Annotated in this window: 17 protein-coding genes; 5 read left to right on the top strand and 12 right to left on the bottom strand. The window is 65.3% G+C overall.

The window, feature by feature from the left end; genetic code table 11:
* Positions 1-5: 5 nt before the first annotated feature.
* The 3 genes from ACO054_RS06335 to ccsA all read right to left on the bottom strand — a co-directional run bounded on the left by ACO054_RS06335 (position 6) and on the right by ccsA (position 3,119).
* Positions 6-1,106, bottom strand: a complete 1,101-nt coding sequence (locus ACO054_RS06335) for a two-component system sensor histidine kinase NtrB (RefSeq protein ID WP_421709594.1) — start codon at positions 1,104-1,106, stop codon at positions 6-8.
* Entirely contained in the window at positions 1,103-2,113 is a 1,011-nt protein-coding gene (gene dusB, locus ACO054_RS06330; RefSeq protein WP_421710338.1) for a tRNA dihydrouridine synthase DusB, read from the bottom strand. Before dusB ends, ACO054_RS06335 begins: the two co-directional genes overlap by 4 nt.
* Before the next feature lie 190 nt (positions 2,114-2,303).
* Complete coding sequence (ccsA, locus tag ACO054_RS06325; RefSeq protein ID WP_421709593.1) at positions 2,304-3,119, bottom strand: cytochrome c biogenesis protein CcsA; 816 nt, start codon at positions 3,117-3,119, stop codon at positions 2,304-2,306.
* A 180-nt stretch (positions 3,120-3,299) separates the two neighbouring features.
* On the opposite strand from ccsA, the gene ACO054_RS06320 reads away from it, so the two are divergent.
* Genes ACO054_RS06320 through ACO054_RS06305 form a run of 4 tightly spaced genes read left to right on the top strand, consistent with a single transcriptional unit; the run spans position 3,300 to position 6,361 of the window.
* Entirely contained in the window at positions 3,300-4,520 is a 1,221-nt protein-coding gene (locus tag ACO054_RS06320; protein ID WP_421709592.1) for a bifunctional 2-C-methyl-D-erythritol 4-phosphate cytidylyltransferase/2-C-methyl-D-erythritol 2,4-cyclodiphosphate synthase, read from the top strand.
* The gene (locus ACO054_RS06315; protein ID WP_421709591.1) at positions 4,517-5,062 is read left to right on the top strand and encodes a phosphatidylglycerophosphatase A; all 546 of its coding nucleotides are present in this window, start codon (positions 4,517-4,519) and stop codon (positions 5,060-5,062) included. The genes ACO054_RS06320 and ACO054_RS06315 overlap by 4 nt, the downstream gene beginning before the upstream one ends.
* Complete coding sequence (locus ACO054_RS06310; RefSeq protein WP_421709590.1) at positions 5,041-5,532, top strand: CinA family protein; 492 nt, start codon at positions 5,041-5,043, stop codon at positions 5,530-5,532. The genes ACO054_RS06315 and ACO054_RS06310 overlap by 22 nt, the downstream gene beginning before the upstream one ends.
* Positions 5,522-6,361: a CPBP family intramembrane glutamic endopeptidase gene (locus tag ACO054_RS06305; protein ID WP_421709589.1), complete on the top strand. Its 840-nt coding sequence runs from the start codon at positions 5,522-5,524 to the stop codon at positions 6,359-6,361. The genes ACO054_RS06310 and ACO054_RS06305 overlap by 11 nt, the downstream gene beginning before the upstream one ends.
* Here the strand turns inward: ACO054_RS06305 and ACO054_RS06300 are convergent, their stop codons facing one another.
* From ACO054_RS06300 to ACO054_RS06265, 8 genes are all read right to left on the bottom strand, one after another.
* Entirely contained in the window at positions 6,362-6,799 is a 438-nt protein-coding gene (locus tag ACO054_RS06300; protein WP_421709588.1) for a type II toxin-antitoxin system RatA family toxin, read from the bottom strand. It abuts the gene before it with no gap.
* 259 nt (positions 6,800-7,058) lie between these two features.
* The gene (lipA, locus tag ACO054_RS06295; RefSeq protein WP_421709587.1) at positions 7,059-8,015 is read right to left on the bottom strand and encodes a lipoyl synthase; all 957 of its coding nucleotides are present in this window, start codon (positions 8,013-8,015) and stop codon (positions 7,059-7,061) included.
* Between the two features lie 4 nt (positions 8,016-8,019).
* Positions 8,020-9,441: a dihydrolipoyl dehydrogenase gene (gene lpdA / locus ACO054_RS06290; protein ID WP_421709586.1), complete on the bottom strand. Its 1,422-nt coding sequence runs from the start codon at positions 9,439-9,441 to the stop codon at positions 8,020-8,022.
* 6 nt (positions 9,442-9,447) lie between these two features.
* Positions 9,448-9,870 carry a VOC family protein gene (locus tag ACO054_RS06285; RefSeq protein WP_421709585.1) on the bottom strand — a complete coding sequence of 141 codons (423 nt, stop codon included), beginning with the start codon at positions 9,868-9,870 and terminating at the stop codon, positions 9,448-9,450.
* 178 nt (positions 9,871-10,048) lie between these two features.
* Entirely contained in the window at positions 10,049-11,419 is a 1,371-nt protein-coding gene (locus ACO054_RS06280) for a pyruvate dehydrogenase complex dihydrolipoamide acetyltransferase (RefSeq protein ID WP_421709584.1), read from the bottom strand.
* Positions 11,420-11,482: 63 nt separating this feature from the next.
* The gene (locus tag ACO054_RS06275) at positions 11,483-12,868 is read right to left on the bottom strand and encodes a pyruvate dehydrogenase complex E1 component subunit beta (protein ID WP_421709583.1); all 1,386 of its coding nucleotides are present in this window, start codon (positions 12,866-12,868) and stop codon (positions 11,483-11,485) included.
* Between the two features lie 27 nt (positions 12,869-12,895).
* Positions 12,896-13,858, bottom strand: coding sequence for a pyruvate dehydrogenase (acetyl-transferring) E1 component subunit alpha (pdhA, locus tag ACO054_RS06270; RefSeq protein ID WP_421710337.1), 963 nt, complete (start codon positions 13,856-13,858; stop codon positions 12,896-12,898).
* Between the two features lie 357 nt (positions 13,859-14,215).
* A complete protein-coding gene (locus ACO054_RS06265) occupies positions 14,216-14,545 on the bottom strand; it encodes an FtsB family cell division protein (protein ID WP_421709582.1) in 330 nt (109 codons plus the stop codon).
* Between the two features lie 184 nt (positions 14,546-14,729).
* On the opposite strand from ACO054_RS06265, the gene ACO054_RS06260 reads away from it, so the two are divergent.
* Positions 14,730-15,188 (top strand): GNAT family N-acetyltransferase, encoded by a 459-nt coding sequence (locus ACO054_RS06260; protein WP_421709581.1) that lies wholly within the window; start codon positions 14,730-14,732, stop codon positions 15,186-15,188.
* A gap of 19 nt (positions 15,189-15,207) precedes the next feature.
* On the opposite strand, the gene eno is transcribed toward ACO054_RS06260, so the two are convergent.
* Entirely contained in the window at positions 15,208-16,488 is a 1,281-nt protein-coding gene (eno, locus tag ACO054_RS06255) for a phosphopyruvate hydratase (protein ID WP_421709580.1), read from the bottom strand.
* Positions 16,489-16,596: the final 108 nt, after the last annotated feature.

The raw sequence follows: 16,596 nt of genomic DNA, 5'->3' as shown, positions 1-16,596 counted from the left end.
GCCACTCAAGGCGCCTTGGGCAGCATCAGCCGGAAGGCCGTGCCCTTCTCATCGCTGTCGAACCCGATGGTACCGCCGTGGTCTCCGACCACCTTGGCCACCAGGGCGAGACCGAGACCCTTGCCGGCCGGCTTGGTCGTCACGAAGGGGTCGAACAGACTGGCCCGCAGATCCTGGGGGATGCCCGAGCCGTTGTCGCGCACGGTCACGGCAAGGGGCAGATCCACACGACTGCCGCCCCCGGGGATCGCCAAGCGCACGCCCTGCTGATAGCGGGTCGACAGGCGGATCTCGCCACCTGTCTTCGGAAGGGCTTCCGAGGCGTTCTTAACCAGATTGAGCAGGGCCTGAATCAGAAGATCCCGATTACCGTAGACCGGCGGTAGAGAGGGATCGTAGCTCTCGTGAAAGGTCACCTGCCCGGCAAAGCCCGTCTCCGCCAGCCGGCGCACATGCCCCAACACCTCGTGAATGTTGACAGCGCCGCGTTCGATGGGGCGGTCGTCGGCGAACATCTCCATGCGATCGACCAGAGAGACGATGCGGTCGGCCTCCTCGCAGATCAGGCGGGTCAGCAGCCTGTCGCGCTCCTCGGCGGAGGCCTCAAGCAGCTGGGCGGCGCCGCGAATGCCGGAGAGCGGATTCTTGATCTCATGCCCCAGTAGGGCCGCCATACCGGTGATCGAGCGTGCGGCACTGCGGTGGGTCAGTTGGTGGTCGAGCTTGCGCTCGATGGAGCGCTCGTGCAGCGCCACGACCACATGTCCTTCGTTCTCGTTGATGGCCGAGACGTCCACCGCAACCAGCCGCGTCCCGATCCTGGGCGTCTCGATGGTAACGCCGAACTCCGTGATGGAATGACCGCCGATCCGCACCTGGTCCACGAGCATGAAGATCGGATGATCCGCCGGCAGCAGATCCGTCAGGGGACGGCTCAACAGAGTCTTCGACGACTGACCGAGAAACTGCTCGGCCGCCAGGTTGACGTAAACGAAGCTGCCGTTCTCATCGAGCACGAACAGCGGCTCGGACAAGGCATTGAGGATGGCGCCGTGATCGATCTCGCCGCCGGAGATGACGCGACGCAGGGCCTGTGCGGACATCATGCGGCGAGCCCCTCCGTCAGATCGCCAGCCTCGGCAGCGGTGACGGCATCGTCGTAAAGAGCCTTCACCAACGCCCGCACCTCGCCCGGCTGCTCGGCGCGGTTGACCCGGCGCCGGAACTCGTTGGCCCCTGCGAGACCCGTGGCATACCAAGCCAGATGCTTGCGGGCGATGCGGTTGCCCATCACCGTTCCGTGGTGCTCCAGCAGAGCCTCGTAGTGTTCCAAGGCAATCGCACACTGCTCGACGAGGCTGGGATCCGGCTCGATGCGCCGTTCGGTCATCCAAGCGATGGCCTGTCGCAGAAACCAGGGACGCCCCTGCGCGCCGCGCCCGATCATCACGCCCGCGGCCCCCGAGCGCGCCAAGGCAAGATCAATATCGCTCAAGCTGCCGATGTCGCCGTTCACCAGTACCGGCAGGTCGGTCGCCTCCACGGTGGCACGAACCGCCTGCCAGTCGGCCCGACCGTTGTAGAGCTGACAGCGCGTGCGACCGTGTACCGTCAGCAGCCGCACGCCGCAGTCATGCGCGATCCGCGCCAACTCCGGCGCGTTGAGGCAGTCCTCGTCCCAGCCGAGGCGCATTTTCATCGTGACCGGCAGGTCGACGGCCTTGACCACCGCCGCCATGATGCGTCCGGCCAGCAACGGCTCGCGCATCATGGCGGAACCGGCCAGCTTGTTGACGATCTTCTTAACCGGACAGCCGAAGTTGATGTCGATGATCGCCGCGCCCCGGTCGACATTGAGCTTGGCCGCCTCGGCCATCACCTCGGGTTCGTGCCCCGCAAGCTGAACGGCCATGGGAAACTCCTCCGGCGTCGAGCTGGAGAGCTTCAGAGATTCCTTGGTCTGCCGGATCATCGACTGGCTGGCGATCATCTCGGACACCACAAGTCCCGCCCCCAGGCGCTTGACCAGGCGGCGGAAGGGCAGGTCCGTGACCCCCGACATGGGCGCCAAGACCACCGGTGCGAAAGAGAGATCATCGATCTGAATGCCCATCATTGAGGCATTCACAGCCAAATGCTTATTCATTGGGCGTGTTGTAACGACTTAGACCGCGCCTTGCACGTCTTTTCGCGACGGCGCGGTAGGGAATTCCGGTCTTTCCCAGAACACTGCGACACTTTGCCGAAGCGGACGAGCAAAGTCGTTTTTCTACGAATTATTTGAAAGACCTGCTGGGGCGCTGTCAGCCGATAACGACGTCGGTGACGAACTTGACCCCAGGATAGGCAAGCGTCAGCAGCAGGTAGGCGACCAAGACCAGCCGGCCGGCGCGCTTACCGCGCAGGCCCGTGCGGCTTTGCAAATAGAGCAGCAGGCCGATGACCGCGAAGGCCAGCAGGGACAGGAAGGTCTTGTGATCCAGCGGCAGGGTCGAGGTCTGGTACCAGGCGATGCCGATCCCGGTCACGATGCCGAAGCCCAAAACCGTTTCGGCGGCAGCGAGGAAGTTGAACTGCAGGCGCTCCGCATCGGCCACCGAGGGCAAGCGCTGGGTCAAACTGCTCCGGCGCTTCTTTTTCAGCGACCGCTCCTGCAGAAAGACCGCTGCGGCGGCCACGGCCGACAGGGTCGCCAGCGCATAGGTCGTCAGAGAAACGGCGATATGGACGAGCAACCAGATATCCGCCTGGAAGCCGGGCTCAAGCGCCAGGGGCTCCGGCTCGGTCTCGGCCGCGATCCAGACCGTGCCCAAGACACCCAGGCAGAGCAGGTAGGGCAGCAGCAGGGCGGCGAGGCGCCAGGCTTGCTGCAAGAACAACGCCGAGGCCGCGAAGGCCGCCAGCGACGTGGCAACCGAAAGCCAGAGCGCGGCGCCCAATCCGGTCGACCAGCCACCGTCCAGTTGAACCGAGATGGCGGCCAGCGGGCCGGCGACGGCCACGGCGAGAACCGCCCAGAACACCAGATCGGGGCGCTGGCTGTGCCAACGCCAGGGTAACAGCGCGGCCGGAATCAAGGCGGCCAAGGCGGTCACGTTGATCAGAAGCGCGATCGGCATGCCGGCTTTATAACACCGCTTGGCCGAGCGCACAGCAGCGCCTGCGCCTACTTCCGTTATAAAGTGAGAACGTTCCGCACGTGCGTCAGCGCGCGGTAAGATAGGCGAAGTCAAAGGCTTGGGCGCTTTTCCAAGAGCAAACGGTTCCACCGCCCGGCAAAGCCCTGTAGACCCGTGGCCATGGAAAAGAACGAACAGACTATCGACGGAACAACAGCGGCGGGTGGCACGACGGCAGCACTCGTGGTCGCGGCGGGACGCGGCAGCCGCTTCGGCGGCACGGCACCGAAACAGTACACGCCGCTTGCCGGCCGTCCGATCCTGACCCACGCGCTGGCGCGCTTGGCCGCCCATCCGGCGGTTGGCGCCGTACGCGCCGTCATCCATCCCGACGACGCAGCGGCCTATGCCGAGGCGGCCGCCGGACTGGATCTGCTGCCGCCGGTGCACGGCGGCCGGGAGCGACAGGAGTCGGTGCGCCTGGGGCTGGAGAGCCTGCGGGAGATCGCCCCTGACAGGGTCCTGATCCACGACGCCGCTCGTCCGCTGCTGGAGTCGTCCGTGGTTGCGCGCCTGCTGGAGGCCCTGGAGCAGGCGCCCGGAGCCCTGCCGGTGCTGCCAGTTGCCGACACCCTGAAACGCGGCGCCGGCGACCGGGTTGTCGAAACGGTTCCCCGAAACGACCTGTACCGGGCACAGACCCCTCAGGCCTTTCACTACGAGGCGATCCTGGCCGCACACCGCACCGCCATCGGAGAAAAACTCACCGACGACGCCGCGGTGGCCGAGGCGGCCGGTTTGCCGGTCGCTCTGGTCGAGGGCTCGCCGAAGCTGGTCAAGATCACCACGCCGGCCGATCTGAGTGAGGCCGAAGGCTGGTTGAACCCGGGCGGCCCGTCGCAAGCCCCGGCCGGCGAGGTCAGGGTGGGCCAGGGCTTCGACGTGCACCGCTTCGGCCCGGGCGAGGCCGTCACCCTCTGCGGTGTTCGCGTCGCCCACAGCCAGGCGCTGGCAGGGCACTCCGATGCCGATGTCGGACTGCATGCCCTGACCGACGCCATTCTGGGCGCCCTGGCGGACGGCGACATCGGGAGCCACTTCCCGCCCAGCGATCCGACTTGGCGCGGCGCCGATTCCGCACGTTTCCTGCGTCATGCCGGAACCCTGGTGACGGCGCGCGGCGGGCGACTGCTCCACTGCGACCTCACGCTGATCTGCGAGGCCCCTAAGATCGGACCGCATCGCCCGGCCATGCGCCAGCGCGTCGCGGAGATCCTGGGCATCGCCGCCGAACGCGTCGCCGTGAAAGCGACCACCACCGAGAAGCTAGGCTTTACCGGACGCGGCGAGGGTATCGCCGCGCAGGCAACGGCCACGGTCGAACTGCCGCGCGGCTCATGACCCAAGCACCGCCTGAGGCATCGGCCCAGTCACCGCGATCGCCGAAAGGCTGGCAGCGCCCCCCCTTCTGGCGACTCGACAGCCTGATCGCCACTTGGTTCGGCGCCGGACTGCTGCCGAAGGCACCGGGCACCTGGGGTTCGCTTGCCGCCCTGCCCTTCGCGGCGGCCATCGTGTGGCTCGGCGGTCCCTGGGCGCTGCTGGCGGCGGCGGTTCTGCTGTTTCTGGTCGGGATCTGGGCGAGCGCCAAGTACGCCGGATCGCGCGCGGATCCCGGCGAAGTGGTGGTCGACGAGGTCGTCGCGCAGTGGCTGGTGATCTTCCCGGTCGCCCTCGACCTTAAACTCTACCTGCTGGCCTTCGTGACCTTCCGCGTTGCCGACATCCTGAAACCCTGGCCGGCGAACTGGGCGGACCGGCGCATCAAGGGCGGCCTCGGCATCATGCTGGACGACATTCTGGCGGCTCCCTACGCCATGGTGGTCTGTTACCTTGCCTGGATCTGGCTGGGGAGAAACTCGTGTTTCCCTTGGACATACTAGAGGCGGCGGAAGAGCTGCTGGAGCGCTACCGCGCGGCAGGCCGGCAGCTGGTCACGGCAGAGAGCTGCACCGGCGGGCTGATCGCCGGCGCACTGACCGAGATCGCCGGCTCCTCCGACGTGGTGGAGCGCGGCTTCGTGACCTATTCGAACGCCTCCAAGAGCGAACTGCTCGGCGTCGCCGAGTCTACGCTGGCGGAGTTCGGCGCCGTCAGCGGAGAGACGGCGCGGGCCATGGCCGAGGGCGCGCTGGCCGCAAGCCATGCGCAGATCGCGCTGTCCGTCACCGGGGTTGCCGGGCCCGGCGGCGGCTCGCCCGAAAAACCGGTCGGACTGGTCTGGTTCGGCCTCGCCAAGCAAGACGAGCCGGCCTTCGCCCAAAGCGACCGCCAGCTTTTTTCCGGCACGCGCAGCGAGGTGCGTCTGGCATCGCTGCGTCATGGGATCCATCTGCTTGCCCATGCCCTTTAGCCGCCTTCCCCAGCGCAAGCTCGAGGACAGCCGCCTCCCAGAGGACGACGGGACGCAGCTTTCCGTCTTGCCCGAGCCGGCGGGTGCCGCGCGTCCGGACATCATCGACGTGCTGGTGACGGTCATCTGCTTCCTGGGGTCTGGCTATCTCGTGATCCTGCTGGCCGGCGCCCTCGGTTTGGCGAACGCCGATACCCAAAGCAGCGCGCTGCTGGTGCCGCTGGTGCTGGCCAGTCAGGCCGCCGTTTTCCTCGTCGTCTTCCTTGCGGTTCTCTGGAACGGGCGACGCCTCTCGCTCAGGACTCTCGGGCTGGGACCTCTGCCGAACGGCTGGTTGAAGCGCGGCACTCTTTGGGGTCTCGGCGCCATCCCGCCGGCGATCGCCGTCAACGCGGTGACTTTCGTGCTGTTCGGCGTCGAGCAGACCAATCCTCAGGTGGAGATGCTGGCGCCGGCCGGCCCGTCTCTCTGGGGCTTCCTGCTGGTCTTGCCGTTGGTATCCGTGCTGGTGCCTTTCGTCGAGGAACTAGCCTTTCGCGGGGTGCTCCACGGCTGGCTACGCCGTCACCTGACGGCAGGGCTCGCCATGGCTCTCTCCGCCGCCGTCTTCTCCATCGCCCACGGGATACCACAGCTGATCCCGGCGTTACTGCTGGTCGGACTGCTGCTTGCGCGCCTGCGGGAGATGGAGGACAGCCTCTGGCCCTGCATCGCCATGCACGGCGTCTTCAATGCCGTCATGACGATGATCATGTTCGCCGCGCTGTCGGTAGCGTCGGATTCGCCCAACCCGGAGTCGTTGGCAAGTGCCGCCGTCTGGCTGCTCTGATTAACCGTAAAGCTCCTTCGCCCGCCCCTCGAAGGCCGCCACCATCCGGCGCACAGCCTCGTTGAACAGCGGCTGCAGCATCTTCTGCAAGACGCGCGAGCGGAACTCGAAGTCGACGTAAAAATCGATCATGCAGCCGTCGGCATGCTCGATGAACTGCCAGGTGTTGTTGAGGTAGCGGAAGGGGCCGTCGACATACTGAACGCGGATCACCCGCTCCTCGGGCTCAAGATCGACCCGGCTGGTGAAGCGCTCGCGCACCATTTTGAAGCCGACGACCAGATCAGCCACGATCTGGCGCTCCTCCGACTCACGCTGACGCACCCGTGCCGCCTTGCACCACGGAAGAAACTCCGGGTAGCGCTCGACGTCGGCGACCAGATCGAAAAGCTCTTGCGGCTGATAGGGCAGCAAACGCTGCTCGGCATGGGTGGGCATGATCGGGATACGACGTAACGGTTGCAGACGATTGAGGCAATACAAACGGTCGGGACGTTAGAGCGCGATCGTCTCAGATGGAAGCGTTTGGCTTCCATCTGAGACGATCCTGCTCTAAGGCGCCGGACTCGCTCCGGCCAGGCGTTCGTCGCCCCCGCCGAGTTGAGCGAAAATGTAAGGTGTCGAAGTTAAGTTTCTGTGAGAGCTGGGCGAACGGGACCGCGACAATCCGTCAAGGTTAGCCGCCGCGGCCGACAGATCAACCGGCCGCAGCCACCTGCTTTTCGCGTGCCAGCCGAAGACGGGCGAAGTCCTCGTCGGCATGATAGGAACTGCGGGTCAGAGGGCTCGCGGAGACCACAAGGAATCCCTTGGCGAAGGCCGCCGTCTCGTAAGCCTTGAAGTCGTCGGGCGTTACGAAACGCTCGACAACGTGATGCTTCGGCGTCGGCTGCAGATATTGACCGATGGTCAGGAAATCGACGTCGGCGGAACGCAGGTCGTCCATCACCTGCTGGACCTCGCCCTTTTCCTCCCCCAAACCTACCATCAGACCCGACTTCGTGAAGATCGTGGGGTCGAGTTGCTTCACCCGGTCCAGCAGGCGCAGGGAATGGAAGTAGCGCGCCCCGGGCCGCACGGTCGGATAGAGGCGCGGCACGGTCTCCAGATTGTGGTTGAAGACATCGGGCTTGGCTGCGACCACGACCTCCAGCGCCCCGTCCTTGCGCAGAAAGTCGGGCGTCAGGATCTCGATGGTGGTGGTCGGTGTCGCCTCGCGGATGGATCCGATCACCTTGGCGAAATGCTCCGCACCGCCATCCTCCAGATCGTCCCGGTCGACCGAGGTGATGACCACGTGCTGCAGGCCGAGCTTCTTGACCGCCTCGGCAACGCGATAGGGCTCGAAGGGGTCGAGCGCACCGGGCTTGCCTGTCGCGACGTTGCAGAAGGTGCAGGCGCGGGTGCAGATGTCGCCCATGATCATCATGGTGGCGTGCTTCTTGGCCCAGCACTCGCCGATGTTGGGACAGGCCGCCTCCTCACAAACGGTCGTGAGCTTGTGCTCGCGCACCACCTGCCGGGTCGCGTGGTACTCGCGGCTGACTGGCGCCTTCACGCGCAACCAGGTCGGCTTGTTCCGCTGCACCGGGTTGTCGGGCTTGTGGGCCTTCTCGGGATGGCGCAGGCGGGGCTTGTCGGTCATCTCCGTCATGCCCCTAGAAATGGACCGCACGCCCGTAAGCATCAAGCACCGACTCATGCATCATTTCCGACAGGGTCGGATGCGGGAAGACCGAGTGCATCAGGTCCGTCTCGGTGGTCTCGAGCTGCATGGCCACAGCGTAGCCCTGAATCAGCTCGGTGACCTCGGCGCCGATCATGTGGGCACCCAGCAGTTCGCCGGTCTCGGCATCGAAGACCGTCTTGACCAGGCCCTCCGGCTCGCCGAGGGCGATGGCCTTGCCATTGCCCATGAAGGGAAAGCGTCCGACCTTGAGCTTATGGCCGGCGGCCTTGGCCTTCTCCTCGGTCAGACCGACCGAGGCGATCTGCGGGTGACAGTAGGTGCAGCCGGGAATGCGGCGCAGGTTCAGCGGGTGCACGTCGTTCTTGCCGGCGATCTTCTCGACGCAGATCACGCCCTCATGGCTCGCCTTGTGAGCGAGCCAGGGCGCACCGCAGACGTCGCCGATGGCATAGACGCCCGGCTCGCCGGTCTGCATCCACTCGTCGATCACGATGTGTCCACGCTCGACCTTTACCTTGGTGCCCTCCAGGCCGATGTTTTCGGTGTTGCCGACAATGCCGACCGCGGAGATCACCTTCTCGACATCGATGACCTGGGTCTTGCCGCCCTGCTCGACCGTCGCCTTGGCCATGCCCGAGCCGTTCTTCGGGCGCTCGACCTTGGTGACCTTGGCCCCGGTCAGGATCTTGATGCCCTGCTTCTCGAAGGTCTTGCGCGCGAAGTCGGAAATCTCGGGATCCTCGGCCGGCAGGATTCGCTCGACCAGTTCCACCACCGTCACCTCAGCACCCATAGTGCGGTAGAAGCTGGCGAACTCGATGCCGATAGCGCCCGAGCCGACCACCAGGATCGACTTCGGCATGGCGTCGGGCACCATGGCCTCCTTGTAGGTCCAGACGGTGCTGCCGTCGGCCTCCAACCCCGGAAGCTGACGCGCCCGAGCGCCGGTCGCCAGGATCACGTGCTTGGCGGTGAGATCCGCGACGGACTTGCCGTCCTTCTCGACCTTCAGCTTCCGCTTGCCGCCGGCGTTGCCGTTCAGCTTGCCGTGGCCGTCGAAGACCGTGACCTTGTTCTTCTTGAGCAGGTGCTTGACGCCGCCGCTCAGTTGCCCCGCCACCTGGCGCGACCGCTTGACCACGGCGGAGATGTCGAAGCCCACGTTGTCGGCCTTCAGGCCGTAGGTCTTGGCGTTCTGGAAGTAATGATAGATCTCGCTGGTGCGCAGCAGGGCCTTGGTGGGAATACAACCCCAGTTGAGGCAGATGCCGCCCAGGTGTTCGCGCTCGACAACGGCGGCCTTCATGCCCAGCTGCGCTGCGCGGATGGCGGCGACGTAACCGCCCGGCCCGCCGCCTACCACGACCAGATCGAAATCGCTGTCGGCCATGCTGTCCTATCCCATCCCTAGTTCGCTCGCGAGCTTCTGGTCCCAGAAGGTCGCTTCGATCTTGTGTCCGTCCAGATCCCGCAGGAAGGCGCCGTAGTAAGGGGCGCCGTAATCCTCGCGCGGCCCCGGCGCGCCGTCGTCCTCTCCGCCGGCCGCCAGACCTTCGCGGTGAAAGGCCTCGACCTCCTGTTTCGAGGCCACGAAGAAAGCAACGTGCGTGCCGTTTCCGACCGTCGCCCGCCGGCCGTCGAACGGCAACTGTACCCAGAACTCCGGATAGAGCTTGCCGTAAGCGACGGCGCCGGGATGCTCCATGATGCGCCGGATGCCGATCGACGCCAGCACACGGTCGTAGAAAGCGGTCGCCCGCTCGAAATCCTCCGTCCCGATCGAGACGTGAGACAGAATGCTCGGAACCTCTTCGCTCATCATCGCGCTCCTTTCGAACAGCCGCTCGCTTCTGTAGCGCGGAGCGGGCCGCTCGATCCGAAGCCTGGCCCACATCCGCCCGGCGAACCTATCGCCGAGGGTGCGGCGGCGTAAGGGAGGGGAGCGAAAGATCGCAAGCTCGATCAGGCCTCCAGGTTCGAGCCCTCCAAGGGCCCCCTTACAACAGCATCGACAGCGGATCCTCGATCAGCTTCTTGAAGGCGGCTAGGAACTGGGCACCGACCGCGCCGTCGACCACGCGGTGGTCGACCGACAGGGTGCAGGACATGACCGTCGCGACGGAGAGCGCGCCTTCCTTGACCACCGGACGCTGCTCGCCAGCGCCGACTGCCAGGATGCAGCCCTGCGGCGGGTTGATCACCGCCTCGAACTGCTTGACCCCGAACATGCCGAGATTTGAGATCGAGAAGGTCCCGCCCTGGTATTCCTCGGGCATCAGCTTGCCGTCGCGCGCCTTGCCGGCCAGGGTGCGCATCTCCGTCGAGATCTGGGCGAGCCCCTTGCCGTCGGCCTGCTTCACGATGGGGGTGATCAGGCCGGCCGGCGTCGCCACGGCGACGGAGATATCGGCACGCTCGAAGAACAGCAGGCCGGAGGGATCGAAGGCTGCGTTGGCTTCGGGAACCTGCCGCAGGGCCAGAGCCGCCGCGCGGATCACGAAGTCGTTGACCGACAGCTTGTAGGCCCCCTCGCCCTCGGGCGAGCGCCCATTGAGGTCCTTACGGACCTTCAGCAAGGCGTCCAGCTCGCAGTCGACGGTCAGGTAGAAGTGCGGAACGGTCTGCTTGGACTCCGTCAGGCGCTGGGCGATCACCTTGCGCATGCCGGACAGCGGTTCCTGCCTGTAGGGAATGCCGAAGGCATCCGCGAAGACCTTCCCGGACTGGCCCTGAGGCATCGCCGCACCGGACGTCGGAGCCGCCGCTGCGGAGGGTGCCTCGGCCGCCGTTCCGGAGGCCGCTTTCGCGGGAGCCGGCGCAGCGGCACCGCCGGACAGGGCCGCTTCGATATCGGCCTTCACGATCCGTCCGTGAGGACCGGAGCCCTTGAGCTGGCCAAGATCGAGGCCGGCCTGCTGCGCCATCCGGCGCGCCAGGGGCGACGCGAAGACCCTGTCGCCGGACGGACCGGCCGCAGCCTCGGGCTTGGCTGGTGCAGTGGGTGCAGGCGCCTCGGCTTGACTGATCGCAGGCGGCTCGCCGCCACCGCTGCCGTTCGTGCTACCGCCGGGCGCCGGCGGCGCATTGGACTGAGCCGCCGCCACGTCGATATCGCCTTCGCTCTCGCCCTCTTCGAGCAGGATGGCGATGACCGCGTTCACGGCGACCGCCTCGGTCCCCTCGCCGACAACGATCTTGCCGATCTTGCCTTCCTCGACCGCCTCGACCTCCATGGTCGCCTTGTCGGTCTCGATCTCGGCGATGACGTCGCCGGAGTTAACCTCGTCGCCTTCCTTGACGTGCCACTTGGCGAGAGTGCCCTCGGTCATGGTGGGCGAGAGCGCCGGCATCAGGACGTTGATCGGCATGACGCTTCCAATTCCTTCCAGAACGCGCAACAGGCGACCGCCCTTCTGCGGGGCGGTCCGGGATCAGTCGCGATAACAGACCTGCTTGGCCGCCGCGACGACCTTGTCGGCCTGCGGCAGAGCCAGCTTCTCCAGGTTAGCGGCATAGGGCAGCGGCACGTCGGCACCGGTCACGCGCACCACCGGCGCGTCCAGATGATCGAAGGCCTGCTCCATCATGACGGCCGCCAGTTCCGAGCCGATGCCGGCGAAGGGCCAGCCCTCTTCGGCCGTGACCAGACGGTTGGTCTTCTTCACGGACTCGACCACCGTCGCCGTATCCATCGGCCGGATGGTGCGTAGGTCGATGACCTCGGCCTCGATCCCCTCGCCCGCCAGCTGTTCGGCGGCCTCCAGGCAGCGGCCAACCATGATGGAGTGCGCGACCAGGGTCACGTCGCTACCGGAGCGCACGACCTTGGCCTTGCCGATCGGCACCAGCCAGTCCTCCGTGTCGGGCACCTCGAAGGACTGCCCGTAGAGGATCTCGTTTTCCAGGAAGATGACCGGGTTGGGATCGCGGATCGCCGCCTTGAGCAGCCCCTTGGCATCCGCCGACGACCAGGGCGAAACCACCTTAAGACCCGGCACGTGGCCGTACCAGGAAGCATAGCACTGGCTGTGCTGCGCGGCGACGCGCGAGGCGGCGCCGTTCGGCCCACGAAACACGATGGGGTTCTGGATCTGACCGCCCGACATATAGAGCGTCTTGGCGGAGGAGTTGATGATCTGGTCGATGGCCTGCATGGCGAAGTTGAAGGTCATGAACTCCACGACCGGCTTCAGGCCGTACATGGCGGCGCCCGCCGCCAGACCGGTAAAGCCGTGCTCGGTGATCGGGGTGTCGATCACCCGTTTCTCGCCGAATTCAGCCAGCAGCCCCTGGGTGACCTTATAGGCGCCTTGATACTCGGCAACCTCCTCGCCCATGACGAAGACCTTGGCGTCACGCCGCAACTCTTCGGCCATGGCATCGCGCAGGGCATCCCGCACCGTCAGGGTCTTGGTCGGGCCGTCCCAGTCCGGCTCGGGTTCCGGTGCCGGCGCGGCGGCCTGGGCAGGGGCGCTCGCAGGCACTTCAGCGGAAGGCGCTTCAGCCGCAGGCTCGGGCGCCGCCGCCGTCTGAGCGGGCGCGGCCTTGGCGCCGTCGAGCGCCGCGGCGTCCTCACCCTCCTCCAGCAGCAGGGCGATGGGCGTATTGACCGCCACGTTGTCGGTCCCCTCGGAAATCAGGATCCGCCCCAGCGTGCCCTCTTCGACCGCCTCGACCTCCATGGTGGCCTTGTCGGTCTCGATCTCCGCCAGGACGTCGCCGGAGGCGATCTCCTCGCCTTCCTGCTTCAGCCACTTGGCCAGCTTGCCCTCGGTCATGGTCGGCGAGAGCGCCGGCATCAGCACTTCAATCGGCATCGTTTCTGTCCTCCCGTCGCCGCCCGCTTACTCCGCCGCCTCGGCCTCGGTGTAGACTTCCGTCCACAACTCGGCCTCGTCGGGCTCGGGCGAGTTCTGGGCGAACTCGGCTGCCTCGGAGATGATGTCCTTCACCTTGCGGTCGATGGCCTTCAGCTCGTCCTCGCTGCAATAACCCTCCTCGATCAGCGTATGCCTTAGCCGATCGATTGGGTCCCGCTCGGTGCGCATCTTCTGCACCTCTTCCTTCGAGCGATACTTGGCCGGGTCCGACATGGAGTGACCGCGATAGCGATAGGTCAGCATCTCCATGATGTAAGGCCCCTTCCCGGCCCGTACGTGTGCCACGACCTTGTCGGCGGCCTCGCGTACGGCCAGGACGTCCATTCCATCGACCTGAACGCCGGGGATCCCGTAAGCCTGCCCGCGATTGTAGAGTTCCTGGGCCTTGGCGGAGGAACGCTCGATCGATGTGCCCATGCCGTACTTGTTGTTTTCGATCACGTAGATGACCGGCAGGCTCCAGAGGGCGGCCATGTTGAAGGCCTCGTAGACCTGACCCTGGTTGACCGCGCCGTCGCCCAGGTAGGTCAGGCAGACCGCTTTCTCCTCCAGGTACTTGTGACCGAAGGCGATCCCGGTCCCGATGGGCACTTGGGCGCCGACGATGCCATGCCCCCCGAAGAAGTTTTTCTCCCGGCTGAACATGTGCATGGAGCCGCCCTTGCCCTTGGAGTAGCCGGTGCGGCGCCCCGTCAGCTCGGCCATCACGCCCTTCGGGTCCATGCCGCAGGCCAGCATGTGCGCGTGATCGCGGTAGGAGGTGACAACCGTGTCCTTGTCGGTGATCGCGGTCTGCAGACCGACCACCACCGCCTCCTGCCCGATGTAGAGGTGACAGAACCCGCCGATCAGGCCCATGCCGTACATCTGGCCGGCCTTCTCCTCGAAGCGCCGCGCCAGCAGCATCTCGCGGTAAAGTTCCAGCAGGGTCGTCTTGTCGTGTTTCTTGGCGCGCTCGGCCTGACGCTTGGTGGCGCTCGACGCACTGGCAGCTGCCGTCTTCGAAGCAGTCTTTGGGGCCGACCGGGCGGACCTCGACGATTTGGCGGACCTGCCTTTGCCGTTTCCACGCGTAGTCGCGGACGAAGATTTGGAAGCCGACGCCTTGCCGCCTCCAGATGCTCTGTTAGCCATTGATTCAGGCGCTCTCCCTGTTGCGCGACCACGCGGGGGTTAACCCCCGACTTCAGTCACCGCTTAAGGTAAAGGCGCGAAAAGCGAAATGCAAGAAACAGCACATCGTCATGAAATATAATGGAAAAATGAAAATTAACCGAACTTCGATTAATTGATGCTGCTGTAGGGTTCCAGCAGAACCACAGCCTCTTCCGGATAGCCGTAGTTGAGCAGCGCACGGGCCCGCTCCTCAAGCAGATCGGGATCGATGCTGCCGCTGCGCAGACGATCCACCTTACTCGACAGCTCCGCCCGCTCCGAGGCAACGGCGGCAGCCACGGCCTCGGCTTCCGCCAACTCCTGGGACAGGTGCAGATAGGCCAGGAAACCGCGCTCACCCTGGACGGCATGATAGGCGAAATAGCCGATCACGCCGACGGCAAGGACCTGCGGCAGGATGATCTTGAGACGGCGACGAACTTCCGAGGCGAGCTGCATGACCGCAGAGAATCACGCCCGGCGACTCCGGTCAAATCCGGAGTCAAGAAAATCGACGTATTCCCTGTGACCTGTGGCGCAAGGGACTCATATGCCGAGCCGTCACACTCCGTAGGACTAAAGACAGCTTCGAACCCCAGCTTCTCCCCTAACATCGGATGTCCTAAAGGCATAGCATGCCGATATGATAACCATTCGACTGGCCACGAAAGACGATGCAACTGCGATTAGCTCAGTCGTCTGCAATACTCTGCGACGCAGCAACGCGCAGGACTATTCGGAGACGGTCATAGATCGGCTCCTCAATAACTTCACCCCTCAATGCATTGCCGAAATGATGAGTCGCCGAACTGTTTTCGTCGCAATTAGTAACGACGAGGTCATCGGAACCGCGGCTTTAGAGCAAAGCACTGTTAAAACAGTGTTTGTCGCCCCCGAGCATCAACGAAAAGGGATAGGATCGCGGCTCATGAAGGCAGTCGAGGCATCTGCAAGAAGTGCAGGCCTTGGCTCCTTGACCATTGCCTCATCCCTGACCGCAGAACGTTTCTATACGACCTTAGGATACAAGTCTCTGAAGCATAAGTTCTTTGGCAACGAAGAAACCGTCCTCATGGAACGACGGCTGGCTCATCAAGACTAAGCTCTGCGCCAAAGCACTCCTACCCCAGCCGGATGCAGCCGCGTCCGGCGTAGTCGGCCGCCGTGCCCAGCTCTTCCTCGATCCGCAGAAGCTGGTTGTACTTCGCAAGGCGGTCGGAGCGGGAGAGCGAGCCGGTCTTGATCTGACCGCAGTTGGTCGCCACCGCCAGATCGGCGATGGTCGCATCCTCGGTCTCGCCGGAGCGGTGGGACATCATGGCGCCGAAGCTGGCGTGATGGGCCATCTCGACGGTTTCCAGCGTCTCGGTCAGGGTCCCGATCTGATTGACCTTGATCAGGATCGCGTTGCCGATACCCTGCTCGACGCCGCGCGTGAGACGCTTGGGATTGGTGACGAAAAGGTCGTCGCCGACGAGCTGCGTCTTGGTTCCGATCAACCGGGTCAGTTCGGCCCAGCCGTTCCAGTCGTCCTCGGCCATGCCGTCCTCGATGGAGACGATGGGATAGGCCTCGGTCAGCTTGGCCAGTTCCGCTGCCAGGTCGCCCGAGGTGAGCAGCCGCCCCTCGCCGGCCAGGTCGTACTTGCCGTCCTTGAAGAACTCGGTGGAGGCGCAGTCGAGCGCCAGGGCGATCTCCTCGCCCGGCTTGTAGCCGGCCGCCTCGATGGCACCGACGATGGCGTCCAGGGCCTCGGTCGCCGAGCGCAGGTCGGGGGCGAAGCCGCCCTCGTCGCCGACGTTGGTGTTGTGGCCGGCGGCCTTCAGCTTGCCCTTCAGGGCCTGGAAGACCTCGGCGCCGGCGCGCAGGGCCTCGGCGAAGCTCTCGGCACCCCAGGGGACGATCATGAACTCCTGAAAGTCGATGGGGTTGTCGGCATGGGCGCCGCCGTTGACGATGTTCATGAAGGGCACCGGTAGGCGGCGCGCGAAACTGCCGCCGACATAGCGGTAGAGCGGCAAGCCGCTCTCCTCGGCAGCGGCCTTGGCGAGCGCCAGGGAGACGCCCAGCAGCGCGTTGGCGCCCAGGCGTGCCTTGTTGTCGGTCCCGTCCAGCTCGATCAAGGTGCGGTCGATGGCGACCTGATCCTCGGCCTCCAGGCCCGAGAGCACGTCGAAGACCTCGTGATTGACCGCCTCGACCGCGCTCAGCACGCCCTTGCCGCCGTAGCGTCCCTTGTCGCCGTCGCGCAGCTCCACCGCCTCATGGGCGCCGGTCGAGGCGCCCGAGGGCACGGCCGCCCGTCCGAAAGCACCGCTCTCCAGCGTCACGTCGACCTCCACCGTGGGATTGCCGCGAGAATCGAGAATCTCGCGGGCACGAATGTCGACGATGGCGGTCATGGTCGCTCCTCTGGGATCGGTTTGCGGTGTGCGGGATGCGGCAAGAAACGATGGATGGATAGCCGCACAGCCTCGACCGAGCAAGCGGTGCAGGGTGGAGGCGTAAGC

Source organism: Algihabitans sp. (assembly GCF_965226985.1).
Classification (GTDB): domain Bacteria; phylum Pseudomonadota; class Alphaproteobacteria; order Kiloniellales; family DSM-21159; genus Algihabitans.
The sequence above is the reverse complement of the archived record's forward strand: the minus strand, read 5'-3'. Positions and strand labels throughout refer to the sequence as shown.